17 protein-coding genes and 1 pseudogene are annotated in these 19,218 nt (G+C 66.7%); 1 reads left to right on the top strand and 17 read right to left on the bottom strand.

Features of this window, described 5'->3' with window-relative positions:
• Positions 1-155 precede the first annotated feature (155 nt).
• The 4 genes and pseudogenes from ASE31_RS09735 to ASE31_RS09720 form a co-directional block, all read right to left on the bottom strand.
• Positions 156-377, bottom strand: a pseudogene (locus ASE31_RS09735) (nucleoside deaminase); the annotation flags it as partial.
• A gap of 10 nt (positions 378-387) precedes the next feature.
• The gene (locus ASE31_RS09730; RefSeq protein ID WP_057201458.1) at positions 388-1,155 is read right to left on the bottom strand and encodes an ABC transporter permease; all 768 of its coding nucleotides are present in this window, start codon (positions 1,153-1,155) and stop codon (positions 388-390) included.
• A 12-nt stretch (positions 1,156-1,167) separates the two neighbouring features.
• Positions 1,168-2,004 (bottom strand): ABC transporter ATP-binding protein, encoded by an 837-nt coding sequence (locus ASE31_RS09725; RefSeq protein ID WP_057201457.1) that lies wholly within the window; start codon positions 2,002-2,004, stop codon positions 1,168-1,170.
• Between the two features lie 111 nt (positions 2,005-2,115).
• A complete protein-coding gene (locus tag ASE31_RS09720) occupies positions 2,116-3,147 on the bottom strand; it encodes an ABC transporter substrate-binding protein (protein WP_057201456.1) in 1,032 nt (343 codons plus the stop codon).
• Positions 3,148-3,468: 321 nt separating this feature from the next.
• On the opposite strand from ASE31_RS09720, the gene ASE31_RS09715 reads away from it, so the two are divergent.
• Complete coding sequence (locus tag ASE31_RS09715; RefSeq protein ID WP_057201455.1) at positions 3,469-4,287, top strand: HDOD domain-containing protein; 819 nt, start codon at positions 3,469-3,471, stop codon at positions 4,285-4,287.
• A gap of 58 nt (positions 4,288-4,345) precedes the next feature.
• On the opposite strand, the gene ASE31_RS09710 is transcribed toward ASE31_RS09715, so the two are convergent.
• The 13 genes from ASE31_RS09710 to ASE31_RS09650 form a co-directional block, all read right to left on the bottom strand.
• The gene (locus tag ASE31_RS09710; protein WP_057201454.1) at positions 4,346-6,646 is read right to left on the bottom strand and encodes an NADP-dependent malic enzyme; all 2,301 of its coding nucleotides are present in this window, start codon (positions 6,644-6,646) and stop codon (positions 4,346-4,348) included.
• A 239-nt stretch (positions 6,647-6,885) separates the two neighbouring features.
• Positions 6,886-7,203, bottom strand: a complete 318-nt coding sequence (locus ASE31_RS09705; protein WP_057201453.1) for a DUF6471 domain-containing protein — start codon at positions 7,201-7,203, stop codon at positions 6,886-6,888.
• The gene (locus ASE31_RS09700; RefSeq protein WP_157412441.1) at positions 7,200-9,035 is read right to left on the bottom strand and encodes an ATP-binding protein; all 1,836 of its coding nucleotides are present in this window, start codon (positions 9,033-9,035) and stop codon (positions 7,200-7,202) included. Before ASE31_RS09700 ends, ASE31_RS09705 begins: the two co-directional genes overlap by 4 nt.
• 75 nt (positions 9,036-9,110) lie before the next feature.
• Positions 9,111-9,815: a PspA/IM30 family protein gene (locus ASE31_RS09695; RefSeq protein ID WP_057201451.1), complete on the bottom strand. Its 705-nt coding sequence runs from the start codon at positions 9,813-9,815 to the stop codon at positions 9,111-9,113.
• Between the two features lie 16 nt (positions 9,816-9,831).
• Positions 9,832-10,686 (bottom strand): hypothetical protein, encoded by an 855-nt coding sequence (locus tag ASE31_RS09690; RefSeq protein WP_057201450.1) that lies wholly within the window; start codon positions 10,684-10,686, stop codon positions 9,832-9,834.
• Between the two features lie 8 nt (positions 10,687-10,694).
• A complete protein-coding gene (locus ASE31_RS09685; RefSeq protein ID WP_057201449.1) occupies positions 10,695-11,585 on the bottom strand; it encodes a hypothetical protein in 891 nt (296 codons plus the stop codon).
• Positions 11,582-12,424, bottom strand: a complete 843-nt coding sequence (locus ASE31_RS09680) for an ABC transporter ATP-binding protein (protein ID WP_057201448.1) — start codon at positions 12,422-12,424, stop codon at positions 11,582-11,584. The genes ASE31_RS09685 and ASE31_RS09680 overlap by 4 nt, the downstream gene beginning before the upstream one ends.
• 48 nt (positions 12,425-12,472) lie before the next feature.
• Positions 12,473-13,276, bottom strand: a complete 804-nt coding sequence (locus ASE31_RS09675; protein WP_057201447.1) for an ABC transporter permease — start codon at positions 13,274-13,276, stop codon at positions 12,473-12,475.
• 10 nt (positions 13,277-13,286) lie between these two features.
• Positions 13,287-14,999, bottom strand: a complete 1,713-nt coding sequence (locus ASE31_RS09670) for a phosphate ABC transporter substrate-binding/OmpA family protein (RefSeq protein ID WP_057201446.1) — start codon at positions 14,997-14,999, stop codon at positions 13,287-13,289.
• 14 nt (positions 15,000-15,013) lie between these two features.
• Positions 15,014-15,688: a hypothetical protein gene (locus ASE31_RS09665; protein ID WP_162261392.1), complete on the bottom strand. Its 675-nt coding sequence runs from the start codon at positions 15,686-15,688 to the stop codon at positions 15,014-15,016.
• A 264-nt stretch (positions 15,689-15,952) separates the two neighbouring features.
• Positions 15,953-17,440, bottom strand: a complete 1,488-nt coding sequence (locus ASE31_RS09660) for a nucleobase:cation symporter-2 family protein (protein ID WP_057201444.1) — start codon at positions 17,438-17,440, stop codon at positions 15,953-15,955.
• A gap of 186 nt (positions 17,441-17,626) precedes the next feature.
• The gene (locus tag ASE31_RS09655) at positions 17,627-18,394 is read right to left on the bottom strand and encodes a GntR family transcriptional regulator (RefSeq protein ID WP_057201443.1); all 768 of its coding nucleotides are present in this window, start codon (positions 18,392-18,394) and stop codon (positions 17,627-17,629) included.
• Positions 18,395-18,440: 46 nt separating this feature from the next.
• Positions 18,441-19,217: an aspartate/glutamate racemase family protein gene (locus ASE31_RS09650; protein ID WP_057201442.1), complete on the bottom strand. Its 777-nt coding sequence runs from the start codon at positions 19,215-19,217 to the stop codon at positions 18,441-18,443.
• Position 19,218 lies beyond the last annotated feature (1 nt).

The raw sequence follows: 19,218 nt of genomic DNA, 5'->3' as shown, positions 1-19,218 counted from the left end.
CCCGCCGATACCCCGGCCCGAAGGGTGAGGGGCTGGCGGGGCCGCACTCGTCGTTGCCGTGCTCGCCGGGTGTACAACCCGGCTGCGCCCGCCGCCTAGATTGCGGCCCCGCCAGCCCCTCACGCACAGCTGATTTCTCGGTTTCAGTGGACTCTGGTGCACTGCGCTAGGTAGGCGCTGGGGTAATTGGCCGCTGCCGTGCGCGCCAGCGTGCTCTCGGCATGGTTCACGGTGTCGATGTTGCCCTGCTCGGCCAGCACGGTCTGGCCATCGGGCGCGACCAGCAGGGCGCCGAAGGGGTGGCGGCCCATGTCCATGGCGCGCTGCGCCACGGTGTTGGCGCGGCGCAGCAGCGTGGCCGCCTGGGCGTCGCTCAACGCCGTCAGGTTACTCACCCTGCGAGCCCCGGTGGGCCCAGCCGGTGGTGCGCTTTTCGATCCAGCTGAACAGCTCGTACATCACCATGGCCATGGCGCCCACCACCATCAGGCCGGCAAAGGCCAGGCCCATCTGCATGGACGAGCCGGCGCTGATCAGCAGGTAGCCGATGCCCTCGTTGGCAGCGGTCATCTCCGAGACGGTGGTGCCCACGAAGGCCAGGGTGATGGCCACCTTGAGCGAGCCGAAGAAGTAGGGCATGGAGCGCGGCAGGCCCACCTTGGTGAGCACGTCCCACCGCTTGGCGCCCAGCACGCGCAACACGTCTTCCAGTTCGGGCTCCAGCGTGGCCAGGCCGGTGGCGATGTTCACCATGATCGGGAAGAAGCTGATCAGAAAGGCCGTGAGGATGGCTGGCCCCACGCCGATGCCGAACCACACCACCAGGATGGGCACGAAGGCCGCCTTGGGCAGGGCATTGAAGGCTGTCATCAGCGGGTACACGGCGGCATACGCCAGGCGCGAGGAGCCAATCACGAAGCCCAGCAGCACACCGACCACGATGGCGATGCCAAAGCCCGCCATGGTGACCCAGTAGGTGCGCCAGGCATGGCCGGCGATGACGCTGGCGAACTCCACCAGCTGCGTGGCGATGGCCCAGGGGCTGGGGAAGATGAATTCCGAGACGTTGAAGGCCGAGCAGATGATCTGCCACAGGATGATGGTGGCCGCCAGCAGGATACAGGGCGACCAGCGTTCGAGGTTCTTGTTGTGCATGGGGAAGGGGGCCTATTGCGGGATGGGGGCGGCAGGCTTGCCTGCACCCTGGCGTATGGCGCCGATGTGGCCGCGCAGCTCGTGCACGATGTCGCTGAACTCCTTGGTGTAGGTCAGCTCCAGGTCGCGCGGGCGCGGCAGCTCGATCTCGCGGCGCACCACGAAGCGGCCGGGGCTCTTGCTCATCACGTACACCGTGTCGGCCAGGAAGACCGACTCGCGCAGGTCGTGCGTCACCAGGATGACGTTGAATTTCTGCTCGGTCCACAGGTCGCGCAGGATGCACCAGAGCTCTTCGCGCGTGAACGCGTCGAGCGCGCCGAAGGGCTCGTCCAGCAGCAGCATCTTGGGCTCGTGGATCAGCGCGCGGCAGATGCTGGCGCGCTGCTGCATGCCGCCCGACAGCTGCCAGGGGAACTTGTCCTCGTAGCCGCCCAGGCCCACCTTCTGCAGCAGCTTGCGCGCACGCTCTTCGTATTCCTTGCGCTTTTGCTTGAAGTGGCTGCGGTAGGGCTCCACGATCTCCAGCGGCAGCAGCACGTTGTCCACCGTGGTGCGCCAGGGCAGCAGCGAAGGCGCCTGGAAGGCCATGCCCGAGATCTTCAGCGGCCCGGTCACCGGCTGGCCGTCGATCAGGATCTTGCCCATCGACGGCATCTTCAGGCCCGTGGCCAGCTTCATGAAGGTCGACTTGCCGCAACCCGAAGGCCCGACGATGGCGATGAACTCGCCCTGGCGGATCTGCAGGTCGATGGCCTCGACGGCAAAGTGGTTCTGCGCGCGCAGCTCGTCGTTGTAGGCGAGCCAGACGTCACGGAAGTCCACGAAATAGGAATCGGCAGCCGTCATTGGATGGTGTTCTTGTAGGGCTGGGCCCGCCAGCCCGTCAAAGGCGGCAGGGCGGGCGGGGCGGAGGGAATGCATCGGCCAGCGGCTCGCCGCTGGCCGCTGGCCGCGGGGTCACTTCTTCGGCAGGATGTTCAGCTCGGCTGCAGGGGGCAGGAAGCTGTCGTTCCACACATCGTCGGCCTTCACACGGGTCTTGGTGTTGAAGGCATCGGACACCTGCGAGGCCATCAGCGACAGGCGGCCGGGCACGGCTTTGCCGAAGCCTTCGCTGCGTGCGTCGGGGCTGTTGATCACGGTGTCGATGGCCAGCTGCAGGCGGCGCGTTTCCAGCGGCACGTTGACGATGCCGTCGCGGGCCTTCACGTGCTCGATGGCGGCGGCCGGGTTGGCCATGACTTCCTTGGCGCCCTTGGTGAAGGCCTTGAGGAAAGCCTTGATCGCCCCGGGGTTCTCCTTGATGAGCTTGGGCGAGGCGATGATCACGTTGCCGTAGAGCTTCACGCCGAAGTCGGCGTAGGGCAGCACCACCACGTCGGCGGCCTTGGCGCCACGCGCTTCCAGGTTCAGCAGCGAGGTGAAGGTGAAGCCGGTGATGGCGTCCACATCGCCGCGCACCAGCATGGTCTCGCGCAGCGGCGGGTCCATGGCCGTCCACTGCACACTGCCCACGCCGTTGGCCTTCTGGAAGATCGGGAAGGCGCGGCGGCCGGCGTCGAACACCGGGGCGCCGAGCTTCTTGCCCGCCAGGTCGGCCGGCTTGGTGATGCCGCTCTTCTTGAGCGCCATGACCGAGGCCGGGGTGTTGTTGTAGACCATCATCACCGCCACGGGCTTGTTCTGCGCGTCGGGGTTGTTGGCGTGGAACTCCATCACCGCAGCCAGGTCGGCAAAGCCCATGTCGTAGGTGCCCGAGGCCACGCGCTGCACGGCGCCGCCCGAACCGTTGCCGGCGTCCACCGCCACATCCAGGCCCGCCGCCTTGAAGTAGCCCTTTGCCACCGGCTGCAGGAACAGGGCGGCCGGGCCCTCGAAGCGCCAGTCGAGCTGGAACTTGATGGGCGTGGTGGCCTGCGCCTGGGCCAGGGAGAAGCTGCCGGCGGCGACCAGCAGCACGGCGGCTTGCAGGAGGGAGCGTTTGTTCATGGGGAGGGTTCCTGTCGAGAGTGGCAGAGAAATAAAAATAGGCGAGACGCGCTGGCGGCCGGTGTGCACCGCTGGTGTGCGATGCAGAGCAAACAGCAAAAACGATGCCCGCTTTCAGGGGCGCGGGGCCGGGGTGTGGCCTATTGTTCGCCAGATTGGTGCATGTGGCCCTACAGGCTTTCCCGAAATGGTGCACGCCGGCAGCGGGCATCGTCGGCAGCCCGCGCCAGCGCGCGCATTGGTGCAAACGCGCACGCCACATGGGCGCGCCAGTGGTACAACGAAAGTCCATTCTTAGCGAACGGCTTTGGGAGGCCCCTCATGGCAAATATCCAGGATTTCTTCGAGAACGTACAACTGCCCACCATGCCTGACGTGGCGCGCGAGCTGATCGCCACCATGAAGGATGACGACATCCCCTTCGAGAAGGTGCGCGCGGCGATCTCCAAGGACCCGGCCCTCACGGCCAAGCTGATCCGCCTGGCCAACAGCGCGCGTTTCGGCCTGCCGCGCCAGGTGGCATCGCTCGACGATGCCATCACCATGGTGGGCCTGAACCAGGTGCGCACCCTGGCCCTGGCGTCGTGCATGTCCGGCGTGTTCAAGGACGCCTCGGGCGTGGACGCCGAAGCGTTCTGGAAGGAGAGCATGGCTACCGCCGGCTACGCGCAGTGGCTGGCGCGCACCCTGGGCTCGGACGTGCAGGAGTCGTGGCTGGCCGGCTTTCTGGTGCGCCTGGGCGAGCTCATCATCGCGCAGAAGATGCCCGAGCAGATTCCCGCCATCGAGCAGTTGCCGCACCATGCGGGCGGGCGCTGGGAGCGTGAGCGCTCGCTGCTGGGCTTCACCGAGGCGCAGGTGACGGGAGAGCTGGCGCGCCGCTGGCGCTTTCCGGACACCATCGTGCGGGCGCTGGAGACGGCCGAAGACCCCGTGGCCTCCGTACCCTTCTGCCGCCTGGGCGGCATCCTGCACGTGGCCACCCTGCTGGCCGAGATCGGGCTCGAAGAACCCAAGTCGCCCGCCGACACCATCGCCAGCCTGCCCGCCGAGGTGACCAAGGCCCTGCAGCTCGACCCTGACTGGCTGGTGGAGCACCTGCCGCCCGTGGCCGGCTACGTGGACGTATCCATCCGTTAGACAAAAAAAGCCCCAGGGCGTGGTCCTTGGGGCTTTTGGGCGCGGGGCGGGCTTTCGCCTACTTGGTCGTGCGCGCGCCTGCGTTGGCCGCGGCCAGCGCCGTCATGTTGACCACGCGGCGCACGGTGGCCGAAGGGGTCAGCACGTGGGCCGAAGCCGCGGCACCCAGCAGGATGGGCCCGATGGTCGTGCCCTGGCCGCTGGTGGTCTTGAGCACGTTGAACAGAATGTTCGCGGCGTCCAGGTTGGGGCAGATCAGCACATTGGCCGAGTCCTGCAGCGTGGTCTCCAGCAGGCTGCTGTGGCGCACGCTTTCGGACAGCGCGGCGTCGCCGTGCATTTCGCCGTCGCACTCGATGTGCGGCGCGGCCTGCGCGAACAGGTCGCGCGCCAGGCGCATCTTGCGCGCCGAGGGCCGGTTGGACGAACCGTAGTTGGAGTGCGACAGGAAGGCCACCTTGGGTGGCAGGCCAAAGCGCTGTACCTCGTCCGCAGCCATCTGGGCAATGGCGGCCAGGTGCTCGGCGTCGGGGTCTTCGTTGATGTAGGTGTCGGCGATGAACAGCGTGTGCTCGGGCAGCATCAGCGCGTTCACCGTGGCAAAGCCGGGTGCACCCTTCTTCACGCCGATGATGTCGCGGATGTGCTCCAGGTGGCTGTCGAACTTGCCCACCATGCCGCAGATCATCGCGTCGGCATCGCCGAGCTTGACCATCAGCGCGGCGATCAGCGTGTTGGAGCGGCGCACCGCGGCCTTGGACGCCTCGGGCGTGGCGCCCCGGCGCCCCATGAGCTGGTGGTAGGTCTCCCAGTACTGACGAAAGCGCGGGTCGTCCTCGGGGTCGCAGATCTCCACGTCCTTGCCTGGCTGCAGGCGCAGGCCGGCCTTGGCGATGCGCGTGGCGATCACGGCCGGGCGCCCGATCAGGATGGGCTTGGCCAGGCCTTCGTCCACGGCCACCTGGGCGGCGCGCAGCACGCGGTCGTCTTCGCCTTCGGCATAGGCCACGCGCTGCGGGTTGGCCTTGGCGGCCGCGAACACGGGGCGCATGAACATGCTGGTCTGGTAGACGAAGCGCGTCAGGCTCTCGCGGTAAGCCGCGTAGTCGGTGATGGGGCGCGCGGCCACACCCGATTCTTCGGCAGCCTTGGCCACGGCAGGTGCGATGCGCAGGATCAGGCGTGCGTCGAACGGCGTGGGGATCAGGTAGTCAGGCCCGAAAGACAGCTCCTTGCCCGCATAGGCGGCGGCCACCTCGTCGCTCATCTCGGCCTTGGCCAGGTCGGCGATCTCGCGCACGCAGGCCAGCTTCATGGCCTCGGTGATCTTGGTGGCGCCGCAGTCCAGTGCGCCGCGGAAGATGTAGGGGAAGCACAGGACGTTGTTGACCTGGTTCGGGTAGTCCGAGCGGCCCGTGGCGATGATGCAGTCGGGGCGCACGGCCTTGGCCAGCTCGGGGCGGATCTCGGGCTCGGGGTTGGCCAGCGCCAGGATGATGGGCTTGCTGCCCATAGTCTTGACCATCTCGGCCGTCAGCACGCCAGGGGCCGAGCAGCCCAGGAACACGTCGGCACCGTCGACCACGTCGGCCAGGGTGCGGGCCTCGGTCTTTTGCGCATAGCGCTGCTTGGAGGCATCGAGCCCGCCGGGGCGGCCTTCGTAGATCACGCCCTTGGAGTCCACCATGAAGACGTTCTCGCGCTTCACGCCCAGGCCCACCATCACGTCCACGCAGGCAATGGCGGCGGCACCCGCTCCCGAGACGGCGATCTTCACCGCGCCGATCTCCTTGCCCACCAGCTCCAGGCCGTTGAGCAGCGCAGCGCTGGAGATGATGGCCGTGCCATGCTGGTCGTCGTGGAAGACGGGGATGTTCAGCCGGTCCGACAGCTTCTTTTCGATGTAGAAGCACTCGGGCGCCTTGATGTCCTCAAGGTTGATGCCGCCCAGCGTGGGCTCCAGCGCCGCGATGATCTCGACCAGCTTGTCCGGGTCGCGCTCGGCCAGCTCGATGTCGAACACGTCCACGCCAGCGAACTTCTTGAACAGGCAGCCCTTGCCTTCCATAACCGGTTTGCTCGCCAGCGGGCCGATATCGCCCAGGCCCAGCACGGCCGTGCCGTTGGTGATCACACCCACCAGGTTGCCGCGCGAGGTGTAGTCGAACGCCTTGGACGGGTCGGCCTCGATGTCGAGGCAGGGGTAGGCCACGCCCGGCGAGTAGGCCAGCGACAGGTCGCGCTGGTTGGACAGGGGCTTGGTGGGGGTGACCGCGATCTTGCCCCGGCTGGGGTTGCGGTGGTATTCGCGAGCGGCGTCGCGCAGTGCCGCTTCAGCAGCGGAAAGGTTCTGTGTCATACGGAAATCCTGGAGGAGATTCTCAGCAAATGCCAAAAATGAGCTTACTCCATGGCGAGTGCGATGAGAGTGAGGGTTAATGCGTTGATTGCATGGAGTCCAACCCAGGTTCCATCGATGAAATGGTCGAAGGTTGAAGGCCTGACCTTGCCCGGGTGGGGCAGGTGAGGCGGCGGGGGCGGTGGGCCCCGGTGCATGGCAAAAATCGGATTGTCTTCCTTTTCAGAAAGCCAATAGGCTTATCCAGGTTTGGACAGCCGTGCCTTTTTGTTGGCCTCCACCTTGCGGGTGGCCGGCGCCAGGCCGGGGATTTCCAGGGTGCTCAGGTCCAGGTGCGTCACGCCCATGCTGCGCAGCAGCAGCAGAAAGTCAGACGCCTTGAACGCACCCCGGCTCTGGCGCGTGGTGAGGTTGTTCGGGGTTTGCTCGATGCCCAGCTCGGTGAGCAGCTCCGACACCTCCTGCCAGCCCCAGCGCTTGTCGTTCTTCGCGGCGGTCAGGGCCTTGCGCACCTGCTCCTTGGCGAGGGTGTGGACATGGTCGCTGTCGCTGCTCATAGGCGCAACTGGCTGCGCACGCGCTTCATTTCGGCGTGCAGTTCGTCGGTGGTGCGGTGCTTGAACTTCTCGGGCAGCAGGCTGCGGCGCGATGCCTCGGAGATGGCCAAAAGCTCCATGTACTCGATCATCAGCGTGTCGCGCGTGGGCATGTAGTCCACCGCAGCCTGCAAAAACACCTCGCGCGTCAGTCGGCCATCGGCGCGCTCGGCCAAGTCGATGGACAGCAGCGTCAGCGCTTCGAGTTCGGCGTTCGAGAACTCGGTGTCTTCCAGCGCGGCCTCCATCCAGCCTGCGCCGGCGCCATCATCTTCGTCATCGTCCTGCGGCGGCTCTTCGATCGCCTTGCCAAAGCGCTTCAGGATCACGCGCACGATGTTCGCGCGCTCGGCCCCGTTCTCGGGGAAGAACAGCGGTATCTTGGTGTCGAAGCGGCCGGGCCGCTTCATGTCGGCATCAAGCTTGTCGGGCCGGTTGGTCATCATGATGAACAGCACCTGGCCCCGGTTGTCGGTGTCCGACATGAACTCCTTGAGCCGCGCCGTGACGCGCGACGAGGTGCCGCCGTCCTCGTCGCCTTCGCCGCCCAGGCTGCGGTCGCCCTCGTCGATGATCAGCGCGATGGGCCCCATGGCCTTGACCATGGCCAGCACCTTCTCCAGGTTGCTCTCGGTCGCGCCCACCCACTTGGAGCGGATGTTCTTGAGCATCACCGCCGGTATGCCGGCCTCGCGCACGAAGGCCTTGGTCACGAAGGTCTTGCCCGAGCCCATGGGCCCCACCACCAGAATGCCCATGGGGATGCGCGCCACGTTGCCCGAGCGGATGGCGGCGGCAATGGCCGCCAGCTCGGCCTTCACCATGGTCATGCCGCCCACGCCTTCGAGACCGAATTTCGGCTCGACGAACTCGATCAGGCCAAAGCACTCCTGCGTCACCAGCTCGCGCTTGCGCGTGCGCAGCAGCGCCGCGATCTCCTCGAAGGCGTTGCCCTTGGCTGGCGCCTTGCTGCCCGGCTGCAGCAGGTGGCGTATCTGCTCGTTGGTCTGCCCGCTGGTCAGCTTGGTCAACTGCTTGGCGCGCGCCTCGGCGTCCTCAGTGCCAGCGATCAGCTCCTTGATCAGGGCCTCGCGCTCGGCATCGTTGGGGGCTTGCGCATTGGCGTCGTTGCCCAGCAGGCCGAACAGCTGTACCAGGCGCAGGCCCGAGGCCTGCTGCGCCAGCCGCGTGACCTGGCCGGCATCGAGCGAGCTGTCGGCCATGCGGATGGTGGTTTCGCGCTCGGCCTGGCCGGGCATCGGTATCTCGACGGTGGCAATGCGCGGGTTCGACAGAATCTGCGCGCTCAGCTCGGCCAGCGATTCCACCAGCAAAAACACCACGTTGTCGCTGTCGCCGATCTGTGGGTTGAGTGACCAGCGGTGCAGCTTGGCAATCGCCTGGCGGTCCTGCATGGTCATCATCGACGGGTCGCCCGCCGGGAACAGCGAGCCCGCGTAGTGGATCACCACCGCCGTGCCGCTCTCATGCATCAGCGCGGCCTCGATGCCGTCCAGTGGCTCGGCCTCGGCGTCGAACGCACGGCCCGCCAGCGCCTGCGTGCCCGAGGCGATGCTGTGCGAGAGCACGCGTTTCTTCTTGCCCTCCAGCAGCGAGCGGAACAGGTACTGCTCCAGTTCGACGAACTTGCCATCGAGCAGGATGCGGTCGTAGATGTTGCGGTACAGCACGAAGACCGAGGCATCGCCACTCAGGTAGCGCCGGCGCACGGTGTCGACCCAGGCCGGCGTGGCGGGCGTTCCGGTCATGGCGGGGGAGGAAGGTGTGCTCACAGGGTTCCTTGGGCGTGGCGGGCGCGCCGCCCCGGGGCAGCGCGCGGTGGACTGCGGTGGCGGCTGAAGAGCGCTTTACATCTGCTTGGCGCCAGCGCCCTGGGCGCGGGCGGCCTTGAGCTGCGCCAGCTGCGCTTCGGCCGTGGAGCGCGAGGCACCCTTTTGCAGGCCCTTCATGCGCACGTCCAGGTCGGCGCCGCGCAGCTCGTCGCCCAGGTTGGCTTCGGATATGACGTTGGCGATGTGGCCGCGCACGTTGTCCAGCGCGCGGATCTCGGCATCCACCGACAGGCCTTCGAGCTGGCTGTGGATCTGGATCTTGGCCTTGGCGCCGGCCAGCTTGGCCAGGTTGCGGTCGCGCTCGTCCTCCACGCGCTTGATCTCGCTCTTCATCTCGAGCAGGGCGTCCTTGATCTTCTCGGCCTCGGCCATGGCCGTCTCGGCCTCGGCCGTGAGTTCGGTCACCGACTGGTCGTTGTCATTCTTCATCTGCAGAATGCTCACCGCCAGGTCGTCCTGGTTGGTGTCCATGGCCTGCTGCAGGTTGGCTTCGAGCTGGGCCTGCTTCTGCTTGGCGTTGTGCAGGCGTGTGGTCACGTCGTCACGCTGGCGGATGATGGCGCCCGCCGCCTTCTTCAGGCGGTCGTAGTTGGCCTTCATGCTGTTGATCGAGTTCTCGTACGCGATCTCGGGGTTGTTTTTCTCGATGCCCGAGACGAACAGCGAGAGAAAGCCGGTGAACAGGTTGCTCAGGCGGCCGAGGAAGTTGGAAGAAGCCATGGTGCAGGTTCCTTGCTTAGCTGTTGTTGACGTTGTCGAAGAAGATGCGGTGGTCCTGGGCGAACGCGGCAAAGCCCTGCTCGACCTGTGCCAGCATGGCCGCGCGCTGCGCGGGGTCGATGAAGTCGAAGGCGGCGTTCACGCCCTGGGTGGCCCACTCGAAGTGGTCGGCCTCCACGGCGCCGCCCTCGCCCGAGTGGATGCCCACCCAGGACAGGGCCTTGTGCTTCGTGCCGCCGATGTCCACCTCGGCGTGGAACAGGCGCTCGGCCAGGCCGCCGTCGGCCTCGCGCAAGGTGGCGCCGATCACGGTGAACTCGCGGTCGGCCAGCAGCTCGCTGCCCAGGTGGTAGCCCATGGCGTGGAAGATGGCTTCGAGCGAATCGTCCTGCCCGCCGCCGTAGCCGCGCATCACACCCTGGTTGAGTGCCTTGAGCCAGGCCGGCTCGGCTGCCAGCGCGTTCAGCGTGGCCATGTCGGCCCCCGGCATGGTGGTCTGCACGATGCCCTTGAGGAAGGCCTGCGCCAGGCTGCGGTGCGGGTCGCGCGCGCGGGTGGAGTGGTCGTCGAACTCGTCACGCGCCGCATCGAAGATGTAGCTGGCCACCAGCACGTTGCGGTCGGCCGCCGGCACAAAGGGCTCGGCCGGGTCGGTGAACAAATGGCGCGCGCAGCCGATCTTGCCCGCAAGGGATGCCACGCTGCAGCCGAAGTAGCCGTTCCAGGCGATGTAGCGCGCGAAGAAGCGCACCAGCCGGCCCGGCTCGCCGGAGACGATGGCGGCTTTGAGAGCGGCCTCCATCAGCCGCGTGTATTCGTCGAAATCGACGAGGGTCTGCAGGTGCGATTTCTGTACGGTGGTGGTCGTCATGGAAGGGGTCATTTCATGGCTTGTGCCGTGGGGCGGGGCAGGGGAGCGGCAGCGGCTTTTGCCACGGCGGGGCTCGGCACATGGACGCCGATGGTGTCCAGCTCTTCGCTGATGTCGGCCTCCAGGTTCTCTTCGATCGCCAGGCGGTCCACGCTCTCGCGCAGCCGGGCCGATGCATCGGTGGCCATGGGCATCGACACGGCTTGCTGAAAGACCTCCTCGATGATGTCCGGCATGGAGACCATGGCCGCCTCGATGGCGAACATACGGCTGCTCAGGCGGCTGCTGCTTTCCATCAGCCGCTGGTAGTCCTTGCGTGCCTGCAGCAACTGGCGGCGTTCGCGCTCGCCGGTGGTCGCTTCCAGTTGTTCCTCCACGCTGCGCAGGCGGTCGGCGATCTCCTTCTTGCTCAGCTGGCTCTGGCGCTCGTTGGCGCTCACGATGGCCAGCCAGCGCGCCAGATAGTCGCGCGTCACGTCCTTCAGGCGGTCGATGTCTTCCACGCTCAGAGCGCAGGTCTGGCTCTTGACCATGCGCTCCAGTGCGTCGATGCGGTCCAGCGTCTGCAGGTACACGCGCATGCGCTTGGAGCTGGGGTCGCATTCATTGCGGTCGCCCAGTTCCTTGAGCAGGCTGTCCACCTGCGCCTGGTAGCGCAGCGTGGCGTACTTGCGGCGCACCGCGTAGCGGAAGGTCGACATGCCCGGCACGTACAGCAGGGCCAGCCCCTCCACGGCCGCATACGCCGTGCCCACGAAGACAAAGCCCGGCAGCCCGTACGGGAAGGACATCAGCACCGCCAGCGCGGCAGCGCCCAGCGATGCCGTGACGTTCCACTTGCTGCTCAAAAACTCCTGGATGTACGGGGGCTCTTCCCGTTCGCCCGGGTCGAATTTCATACGCTCAGCGTGATCTGGCCATGGCCCTTCGCGTCGCGCAGCGACGTGAGGATGCGGTCCTGCATGCGCAGGGTCTCGGTCGAGCGCGACCAGGCCTCCGAGCGCGGGTGCTCGGCATGGATGGCAAAGTCATCGGCAATCTTCGCGGGCTGGGGCGACAGCACGATCACCCGGTCGCCCAGGGCCAGGGCCTCGCTCACGTCGTGCGTGACGAAGACCACCAGGCAGGGGTTGGCCTTGCACAGCGACAGCAGCAGGCGCTGCATCTCCTCGCGGGTCTGCGGGTCCAGCGCGCCAAAGGGCTCGTCCATCAGCAAGATGCGCGGGCGCAGCACCAGGGCACGCGCCAGCGCCACGCGCTGGTTCTGCCCGCCCGACAGCTGCGCCGGGCGCATGGCCTTCTTGTCGGCCAGGCCCACGGCGGCGAGCATGGTGTCCACCCGCTCCTTGATCTCGGCCTGGGTGATGCGCCCCTTCCACAGCTTGAGCGTGAACGGGAAGGCCACGTTGTCCCACACCGTCAGGTCGGGGCGGTTGGCGTACTGCTGGAACACCGTCACCGCATCGTCGTGCTGGTCCAGGCACTCCTGGCCGTCGATGTCCACCCGGCCCTGCGTGGGGGTCTTCACATTGAACGGGCGCACCCCGCCCATCATGCGCATCAGCGTGGACTTGCCGCAGCCCGAGGGGCCCAGCAGCATGTTGATGCTCGGGTTCGTGAGCTGCAGGTCGATGCCGTCGATCACGCGCAGCACGCCCTTGCCGTTGGCGGCAGGGTACTCCTGCACGATGCCGCTCATGTGGATGGAAATGCTCGCAGCGCTCGGGGTCGATGTCATGCTTGGCTTTGTTGTATCAGTTCTTATTGGGGGTGCATGCCTGGGCCGTCAAACGCTCTGTTCCCATGGGAACATTTTTCGCTTGGCCCAGGTCATCAGGCGGTGCGTGATCAGCGCCAGCGCGATGATGGTGATGATGCCCGCGAACACCTGGTCCATGGCCGAGAAGCGGCGCGCGTTCTGGATCAACTGGCCCAGGCCCTCCTTGGCGTTCACGTACTCGGCCACGGTGATGTAGGTCCACATCACCGAGATGGCGATGATGATGCCGTCCACGATGCGCGGCATGGCCATCGGGATCACCGCGCGGCGGATGCATTCCCACGGCGTGGCGCCCAGGTCGCGTGCGCTGATCCAGTACGACTGCGGCACCGAGCGGATCGCGTCGCGCACCAGCGGTATCAGGTAGACCACCGCGCCCGAGAACAGGAAGACGATCTTCATCTCCTCGCCAATGCCGAACCACATCACCATGATGGGCAGCAGCGCCACGATGGGCGCCGAGCGGAACGGGTCGATCAGCGGCGACAGCGTGGCGTTGATGCGCGGCGATGCCCCCATCAGAATGCCGATGGGCAGGCCGATCAGGATCACCAGAATGCCCGCCACCACCAGCCGCCCGCCCGACCACAGCACCGAGGTCAGCAGCAGGCTCTCCTGGCGCACGGGGTCCCACGCCAGGCGCGAGAAGGCCATGGCCACCTCCCACGGTGCCGGCAACCGGTTCGAGTTGACCAGGCCCGATGCGCTCACCAGCGCCCAGGCCACCAGCACCACCACCACGGCGCCCACGCCCAGCATGCGCTGGGTCTGGGGCGAGATCGGATGGCTGGGGTTCCAGAATTGGGCCATCGCCGGCCCCTCAGCGTGCCAGCACGGCGATGCGGGTGGCGCGGTTCATCTGGCGGCAGGTGTCCAGGTCCACTTCCAGCGCGGCGGGGTTGCCTTCATTGCAGATGGGGTTGTTCGAGCCATTGCCCACCACCTTGAAGCGCGCGGCCGGAATCTCCCACTGCGTCACCACGTACTTGGTCACCGCATCGGCCCGCGCCTTCGACAGGCGCTGGTTGGCCTGCGCACTGCCGGTCGAATCGGTGTTGCCCGAAATCTCGAAATACGCCGAGCCATTGCTGTTGATGAAGGGCACCACCTGGGTGTCGATCACTTCCTGCGCCTTCTTGGTCAACTCGGCCTGGCCCACGGGGAAGTTCACGCTCACCGGCTTGGTCAGCGCGGCGGGGCGAGTTTCGGCCTTTTGCATGCCGGCCGTGTCGAAGGTGAACTCTGGCTTGGCGGCGGCGGCGCGCGCGGCCTGGTTGTCCTTTAGCAGGGCGTTGATGAAGCGGTAGTCGAACGAGTTCTGCGGCGAGACCACGGGCGAATTCGGGTTGGCCAGCGAGCCGGCGGCGCGGTAGATCGCGTCGAACTCGCGGTACACGCGCTCGTAGTGGTTGGTGTCGCCCGCCAGGCCCAGAATGCGGGCGTTGTCGTCCAGCCCCGTCCATACCAGGTTGGAGAACAGGCTCGAGATGAAGGGCATCCCCTCCTTTTTGGCCAGTTGGTCGAAGAAGGGCTCGGTGCGCACCAGCGCTTCGGCGGCGCCGGCCGGGTTGGCGCGGGCGGCGGTTACGCCGTCCATCCAGCCCTTGACGAAGCCCTGGAAGGCCTGCTGGCTGGCAGGGTCCTGCAGCATTTTCTGGTTGCAGACCATCACGTCGTAGATCAGATTGGTGGCCACCTTGGTGGAGTACACCACGCGCGCGCCAGGGGTGGCCTTGACGGCCAGCGACAGGTCCGGGTCCCACAGCACGGCGGCGTCCACGCTGCCGGCAGCGAACGCGGCGCGCACGCCGGGTGTGCCCTCGTCGGCGTTGATGTAGACCACGCGGTCGAGCACGTTGGCCTTTTGCTTGGCGCTCAGGCTCGAGTTGTTGATGGCGTTGATGAACAGGCCGTGCGAAGGCGTGTACTTGAGCAGCGCCACCTTCTTGCCCACCAGGTCCTCGATGCGCTTGATGTCCGGGTCGCGCGCGATCACGGCGTCGGCACCCTGGGTGTTGTCCACGATCATGATGGCGCGGCCATCGAGCTTGGTGTTGATCAGGTTGGGCTGCTCCTGCGCCCAGAAGTCCGAGGTGCGCCAGGCGCACTGCGCCGTGTTGCTCTCGAAGATGGTGGTCAGCGTCGGGATGTCGTCCTGGATGATGAACTCCACGTTCACCCCGGCCTTCTGGAAGATCGAGCCCGGCTGCGTCTTCAGGCTGTTGCCGTTGGCCACCAGGGCCGGCGCATAGCCGTGAAAGCTCACGATGCTGACCTTGAGCGGGTTGCCGGCCGAGCCCAGGGCGCCGCCCTTGGGCGCCGCCACGGCAGGGGCGGACGGCGTGTTGCCGGCCACCACCGCAGGCGCGGCCGTGCTGCCCTGCGGGCTGCTGCTGCCGGCCGGGGCCGACGCCTCGGTGTTGCCCAGCTTGTCCTGCACCCACATCTTGCCGCCCATGTTCCACAGGACGGATCCCGCAGCCCCCACGACGATGACCGCGATCAGCGCCTTACCCATGCCAGTCAATTGCATTGCCAACTCCTACTTTATTTTTGAACCTGTGATTGGCCCGAGAACGTGATCACGATCTGCCCCAGGCGGTTCATTTCTGCATCCAGCCGGGCGGATTCCCTCTCCCCGGCCTCCTGATTCGTCCTGGCCGCTGCGCGCACATCGGCCGTCTGTTGCGCAGCGCGCGCCACGCCCCGGTCCAGCAGCGCCGTCAGCTCGGCAATCTGCTTGCGCACCTGGGCGCTCTTGTCCTGCTCTTCGGCGTGGATGGCCGCGATCTCGCGGTCCGCATTTTGCAGTGCGGAAGCCACTTGCTGCGCAATCTTTTGCTTGGCGATGGCCAGCGCCTTGACCTTGCGTTGCGCGTCCAGCACGGAATCGTCCACCGTCCAGGTCTCGTCGGCGTCGTCCATGGCCTTGATGGCCTGCTTGCGCACCTCCATCGGCATGCTTTCCAGCCCCGCCATCAGCTTGAGCAGCTTTTCGGCGCTGTAGGACACGGTGGGCACGTTGGCCTCTCGGTACAGGTCGGCAAAATCCTTTTGCTCGGCCACCACACTCTGCTCGGGCGCCAGCGCGGGTTGCTGCTGCGCGGCGGGCGCGGGCGCAGGTTCGGGCTCCGCCTCGGGCTCGGGGTAGGCCTCGGCGGGCGTGTACCGGGTGGTGTCCTCCTCCGGGTCGAGCGTCACAAGACCGGTGGCCGCCAACATTTTGCTGAATTTTGTGCGCATTGGATTCCTTGCAAAGGATCAATGTAACGTACCGCACTGTACGTCAGGTTGCATGGGTGCAAGTTGCGAACTTGTGTGGCCGAAGCACAACCCGCCCCAGAGGGAAAATGTTCGCCGGCGGACTGTCCCCCTTTTCCATCGGTGTTGCATGGGTTTCTCTTGCAAAGCTGTCCACACCGGGCCCTGGAAACAAAAAAGCCCCCGGTGGTCAGCCGGGGGCTTGGTTGATTGGGGCGAGCCGGATCAGTGGGCTTCTGCCTGGCGCGCTGCGTTCACGGCAGCGCTGGTGTCCTTGCTGGCGCCGTTGAAAAATACATTCAGCGCCACGGCCGTGATTGAGGCCAGCAAAATGCCCGATTCGATCAGCGGATGGATGGCATGCGGCATCCACTGTCGAAAGCTCGGCGCGATCAGCGGGATCATGCCCACGCCGATGGATACGGCGACGATCATCGCGTTGAAGCGGTTGGTCTTGAAATCCACCCCGCCCAGGATGCGGATGCCCGTGGCCGCCACCATGCCGAACATCACCAGCCCCGCACCGCCCAGCACCATGGTGGGCAGCGACTCCACCAGCGCCGCCATCTTGGGCAGCACGCCCAGGATGATCAGGATCACGCCGCCAGCCACGCAGACAAAGCGGCTCTTCACGCCCGTCACCGCCACCAGCCCCACGTTCTGCGAGAAGCTGGTGTACGGGAAGGTGTTGAACACACCGCCCAGCAACGTGCCCAGGCCATCGGTGCGCAGGCCCCGCGTCAGGGCGGCCTGGTCGATCTTGCGGTCGGTCATCTCGCCCAGCGCCAAAAACATGCCGGTCGACTCGATCATCACCACCACCATCACCAGCGTCATGGTCAAAATCAGGATGGGGTCGAACACCGGCAACGCGATCTCGAACGGAAGCACCAGGTCGAACCAGTCGGCCTTGCCCACCTTCTCGAACGACATCATGCCCATGGCGGCAGCGGCCACCGCCCCGATCACAATGCCCAGCAGCACCGAGATGTTGGCGATGAAGCCCTTGGCAAACTTGGCGATCAGCAAGATGGACACCAGCACCAGCGCCGAAATGCCCACGCCCGTCAGGTCTGCATAGCGCGGGTTGGGCACCGTGGGCACCACCGCAAAGCCCTTGGGCACGGGCGGCAGCGACGAGCCGGGCGCCCCGGCGGCCGACTGCGCCTCGGTCAGCCATTTGATGTGGTCGGGGTTCACCACGTTGGGCGCTGTGGGCCCCACGGGGTTGCCAAAGATCCAGTTGATGCCCACGCGCATCAGGCTGATGCCGATGACCGCGATGATGGTGCCCGTGACCACCGGCGGAAAAAACCGCAGCATGCGGCTGACCATGGGCGCGATGAGGATCGATATCACCCCCGCCCCGATCACCGAGCCAAAGATCAGCCCCGCCCCCGCCGTGCCGCTGGTGCTCTGCGCCATGGACACCATCGGCGCCACCGAGGCAAAGGTCACCCCCATCATCACCGGCAGCTGGATGCCGAACCAGCGTGTGGCGCCCAGCGCCTGGATCAGCGTGACCAGGCCACAGACGAACAGATCGGCCGAAATCAGCTTGGCCACCTGGTCGGGCGTGAGGTTCAGCGCCCGGCCCACGATCAGCGGCACCGCCACCGCCCCGGCATACATCACCAGCACATGCTGCAGCCCCAGTGCCCCCAGGCGCGCTATGGGCAGTTGTTCATCCACAGGGTGCACGGACGGTTGCATGGCGAAGCTCCTTCGGGTGGGTCGGTCTGTCGGGTGTCGTTGGAATGCGGACGGCCCACGCCAAAACGTGTACAACCATCCATACAAAAAGTGTATACACGATATGGCGACAACCTTATCCCGGTAAACCCTAGGGAGTGTTCGGATGGGGAGGGCGCGCAGCCGCAGGTAGCTGCGCGCGGGAGATCAGGCCAGCAAGGCCTTGACGAGGTCGAGCTGCCGGTCCGGCCGCCCGGTGTCCAGCGCCAGATTCGCCTCGATGCGCTGCAGGTGCTCGGTCATGCTGGCTACGGCGGCCTGCACGTTGCCGCCCTTGCACAGCGCCAGAAAGTCGGCATGCTCCTCGGACGAGCAGTGCGGGTCGTTCGACGAGTCGTACAGCATGGCGATCAGCGAGCTGCGGGCCACCAGGTCGCGCACCAGCTGCGCCAGGGTCTGGTTGCCAGCCGCCTCGGCCAGCACCACGTGGAAGTCGCCCAGCAGCTTTTCGCGCACCCGGCCGGTGGTCGTGCTCTCGCGCAGCGCCGCGCGCTCGAAGCGGATGTGCTGCTCCAGCATCTGGTAGTCGGCCGGCGTGGCGCTGGCGATGAACAGGCGCACCACCTCGGCCTCGAGCACGCGGCGCACGCTGAACACCTCGCGCGCCTCCTGCACGCTGGGGCGGCTCACAAAGGCGCCCTTGTCGGGGATGATCTCGATCAGCTTGTCCTTGGACAGCATCACCAGCGCCGCACGTATCTTGGTGCGGCTCACGGTGTACACGCGGCCCAGCGCCTCCTCGCGCAGCCAGGTGCCCGGGGGCAGGCGCTTTTCGACGATGGCGGTGGCCAGGTCCTGCGCAATGCTCTCGGTGGAGGCCAGGCGCCCGTCCGCCGCTGCCGCTTCGGGCGCTGGTTCGGCAGCAGGCGTCAGGTCGGCGGGAAGGGCTGTGGGGCTCGTACGGGCGCGGGGCATGGTGGCCGATTGTGGCCTGATTGGCCGGGCTGCAGTGCAGCAGGCCTCAGGCGGCGCGGGATATGCGGGCTGGCGGCACCGCCGCCATGGGCGCCAGCGCAAACCCCGCCAATGCCCCGGCCATGGCCTTGGGCAGCGGCCGCGCCAGCTCGCCGTGCTTGCTCGTGCGCAGGCCCAGCAGCACCAATGATTCGACCATCGACGTGGCAGCCGCCACGCCGTCGATCACCGGCACGCCCAGCGTGTGGCTGATGTGCTCGCACAGATCGGCCATGCCCGCGCAGCCCAGCACCAGGGTGTCGCAGCCGTCCTCGGCCAGGGCGCGGCGGCACTCGTCGGTGATGCGCTCGCGCGCGTTGGAGCCGGGCACCTCCAGCTCCAGCACCGGCAGCTCGCAGGCGCGCACGTTGGCGCAAAAGCGCTGCATGCCGTAGATCTCGGCCAGGTGCCAGGCCTGGCCCATGGTGCGGCCCAGCGTGGTCACCACTGAAAAGCGCGAGCCCACCATGCTGGCCAGGTGCATGGCCGCCTCGGCAATGCCCACCACCGGGCCACGCGCCAGCTCGCGTGCGGGCTTCAGGCCCGGGTCGCCAAAGCAGGCGATCACATAGCCGTCCATCCCCTCGCGCTCGCCCGCCGCAATCTCCTGCAGCAGGCCGGGCACGGCCAGCGCCTCATCGTAGTGGCTTTCGATGGAGGCCGGGCCCATGGCGGGGCTCACCGCCACCACCTCGGTGCCCGGTCGCGCCACGGCGCGCGCGCAGGCACCGATCTTCTCGGTCATGCTCCAGGTGGTGTTGGGGTTGATGATCTTGATGCGCACG

The sequence above is a fragment of the Acidovorax sp. Root217 genome, assembly GCF_001428645.1.
GTDB lineage: Bacteria > Pseudomonadota > Gammaproteobacteria > Burkholderiales > Burkholderiaceae_C > Acidovorax.
Note: the sequence above shows the minus strand (reverse complement) of the source record. Positions and strands in the feature narration are given on the sequence as shown.

What these genes read in the sequence shown, in the direction of transcription:
- ASE31_RS09730 (WP_057201458.1), bottom strand. Translation starts at nt 1,155, where the DNA reads ATGCACAACAAGAACCTCGAACGCTGGTCGCCCTGTATCCTGCTGGCG.
- ASE31_RS09690 (WP_057201450.1), bottom strand. Translation starts at nt 10,686, where the DNA reads ATGACGACCACCACCGTACAGAAATCGCACCTGCAGACCCTCGTCGAT.
- ASE31_RS09705 (WP_057201453.1), bottom strand. Translation starts at nt 7,203, where the DNA reads ATGAGCAGCGACAGCGACCATGTCCACACCCTCGCCAAGGAGCAGGTG.
- ASE31_RS09720 (WP_057201456.1), bottom strand. Translation starts at nt 3,147, where the DNA reads ATGAACAAACGCTCCCTCCTGCAAGCCGCCGTGCTGCTGGTCGCCGCC.
- ASE31_RS09695 (WP_057201451.1), bottom strand. Translation starts at nt 9,815, where the DNA reads ATGGCTTCTTCCAACTTCCTCGGCCGCCTGAGCAACCTGTTCACCGGC.
- ASE31_RS09685 (WP_057201449.1), bottom strand. Translation starts at nt 11,585, where the DNA reads ATGAAATTCGACCCGGGCGAACGGGAAGAGCCCCCGTACATCCAGGAG.
- ASE31_RS09675 (WP_057201447.1), bottom strand. Translation starts at nt 13,276, where the DNA reads ATGGCCCAATTCTGGAACCCCAGCCATCCGATCTCGCCCCAGACCCAG.
- ASE31_RS09680 (WP_057201448.1), bottom strand. Translation starts at nt 12,424, where the DNA reads ATGACATCGACCCCGAGCGCTGCGAGCATTTCCATCCACATGAGCGGC.
- ASE31_RS09670 (WP_057201446.1), bottom strand. Translation starts at nt 14,999, where the DNA reads ATGCAATTGACTGGCATGGGTAAGGCGCTGATCGCGGTCATCGTCGTG.
- ASE31_RS09655 (WP_057201443.1), bottom strand. Translation starts at nt 18,394, where the DNA reads ATGCCCCGCGCCCGTACGAGCCCCACAGCCCTTCCCGCCGACCTGACG.
- ASE31_RS09710 (WP_057201454.1), bottom strand. Translation starts at nt 6,646, where the DNA reads ATGACACAGAACCTTTCCGCTGCTGAAGCGGCACTGCGCGACGCCGCT.
- ASE31_RS09725 (WP_057201457.1), bottom strand. Translation starts at nt 2,004, where the DNA reads ATGACGGCTGCCGATTCCTATTTCGTGGACTTCCGTGACGTCTGGCTC.
- ASE31_RS09715 (WP_057201455.1), top strand. Translation starts at nt 3,469, where the DNA reads ATGGCAAATATCCAGGATTTCTTCGAGAACGTACAACTGCCCACCATG.
- ASE31_RS09665 (WP_162261392.1), bottom strand. Translation starts at nt 15,688, where the DNA reads ATGTTGGCGGCCACCGGTCTTGTGACGCTCGACCCGGAGGAGGACACC.
- ASE31_RS09660 (WP_057201444.1), bottom strand. Translation starts at nt 17,440, where the DNA reads ATGCAACCGTCCGTGCACCCTGTGGATGAACAACTGCCCATAGCGCGC.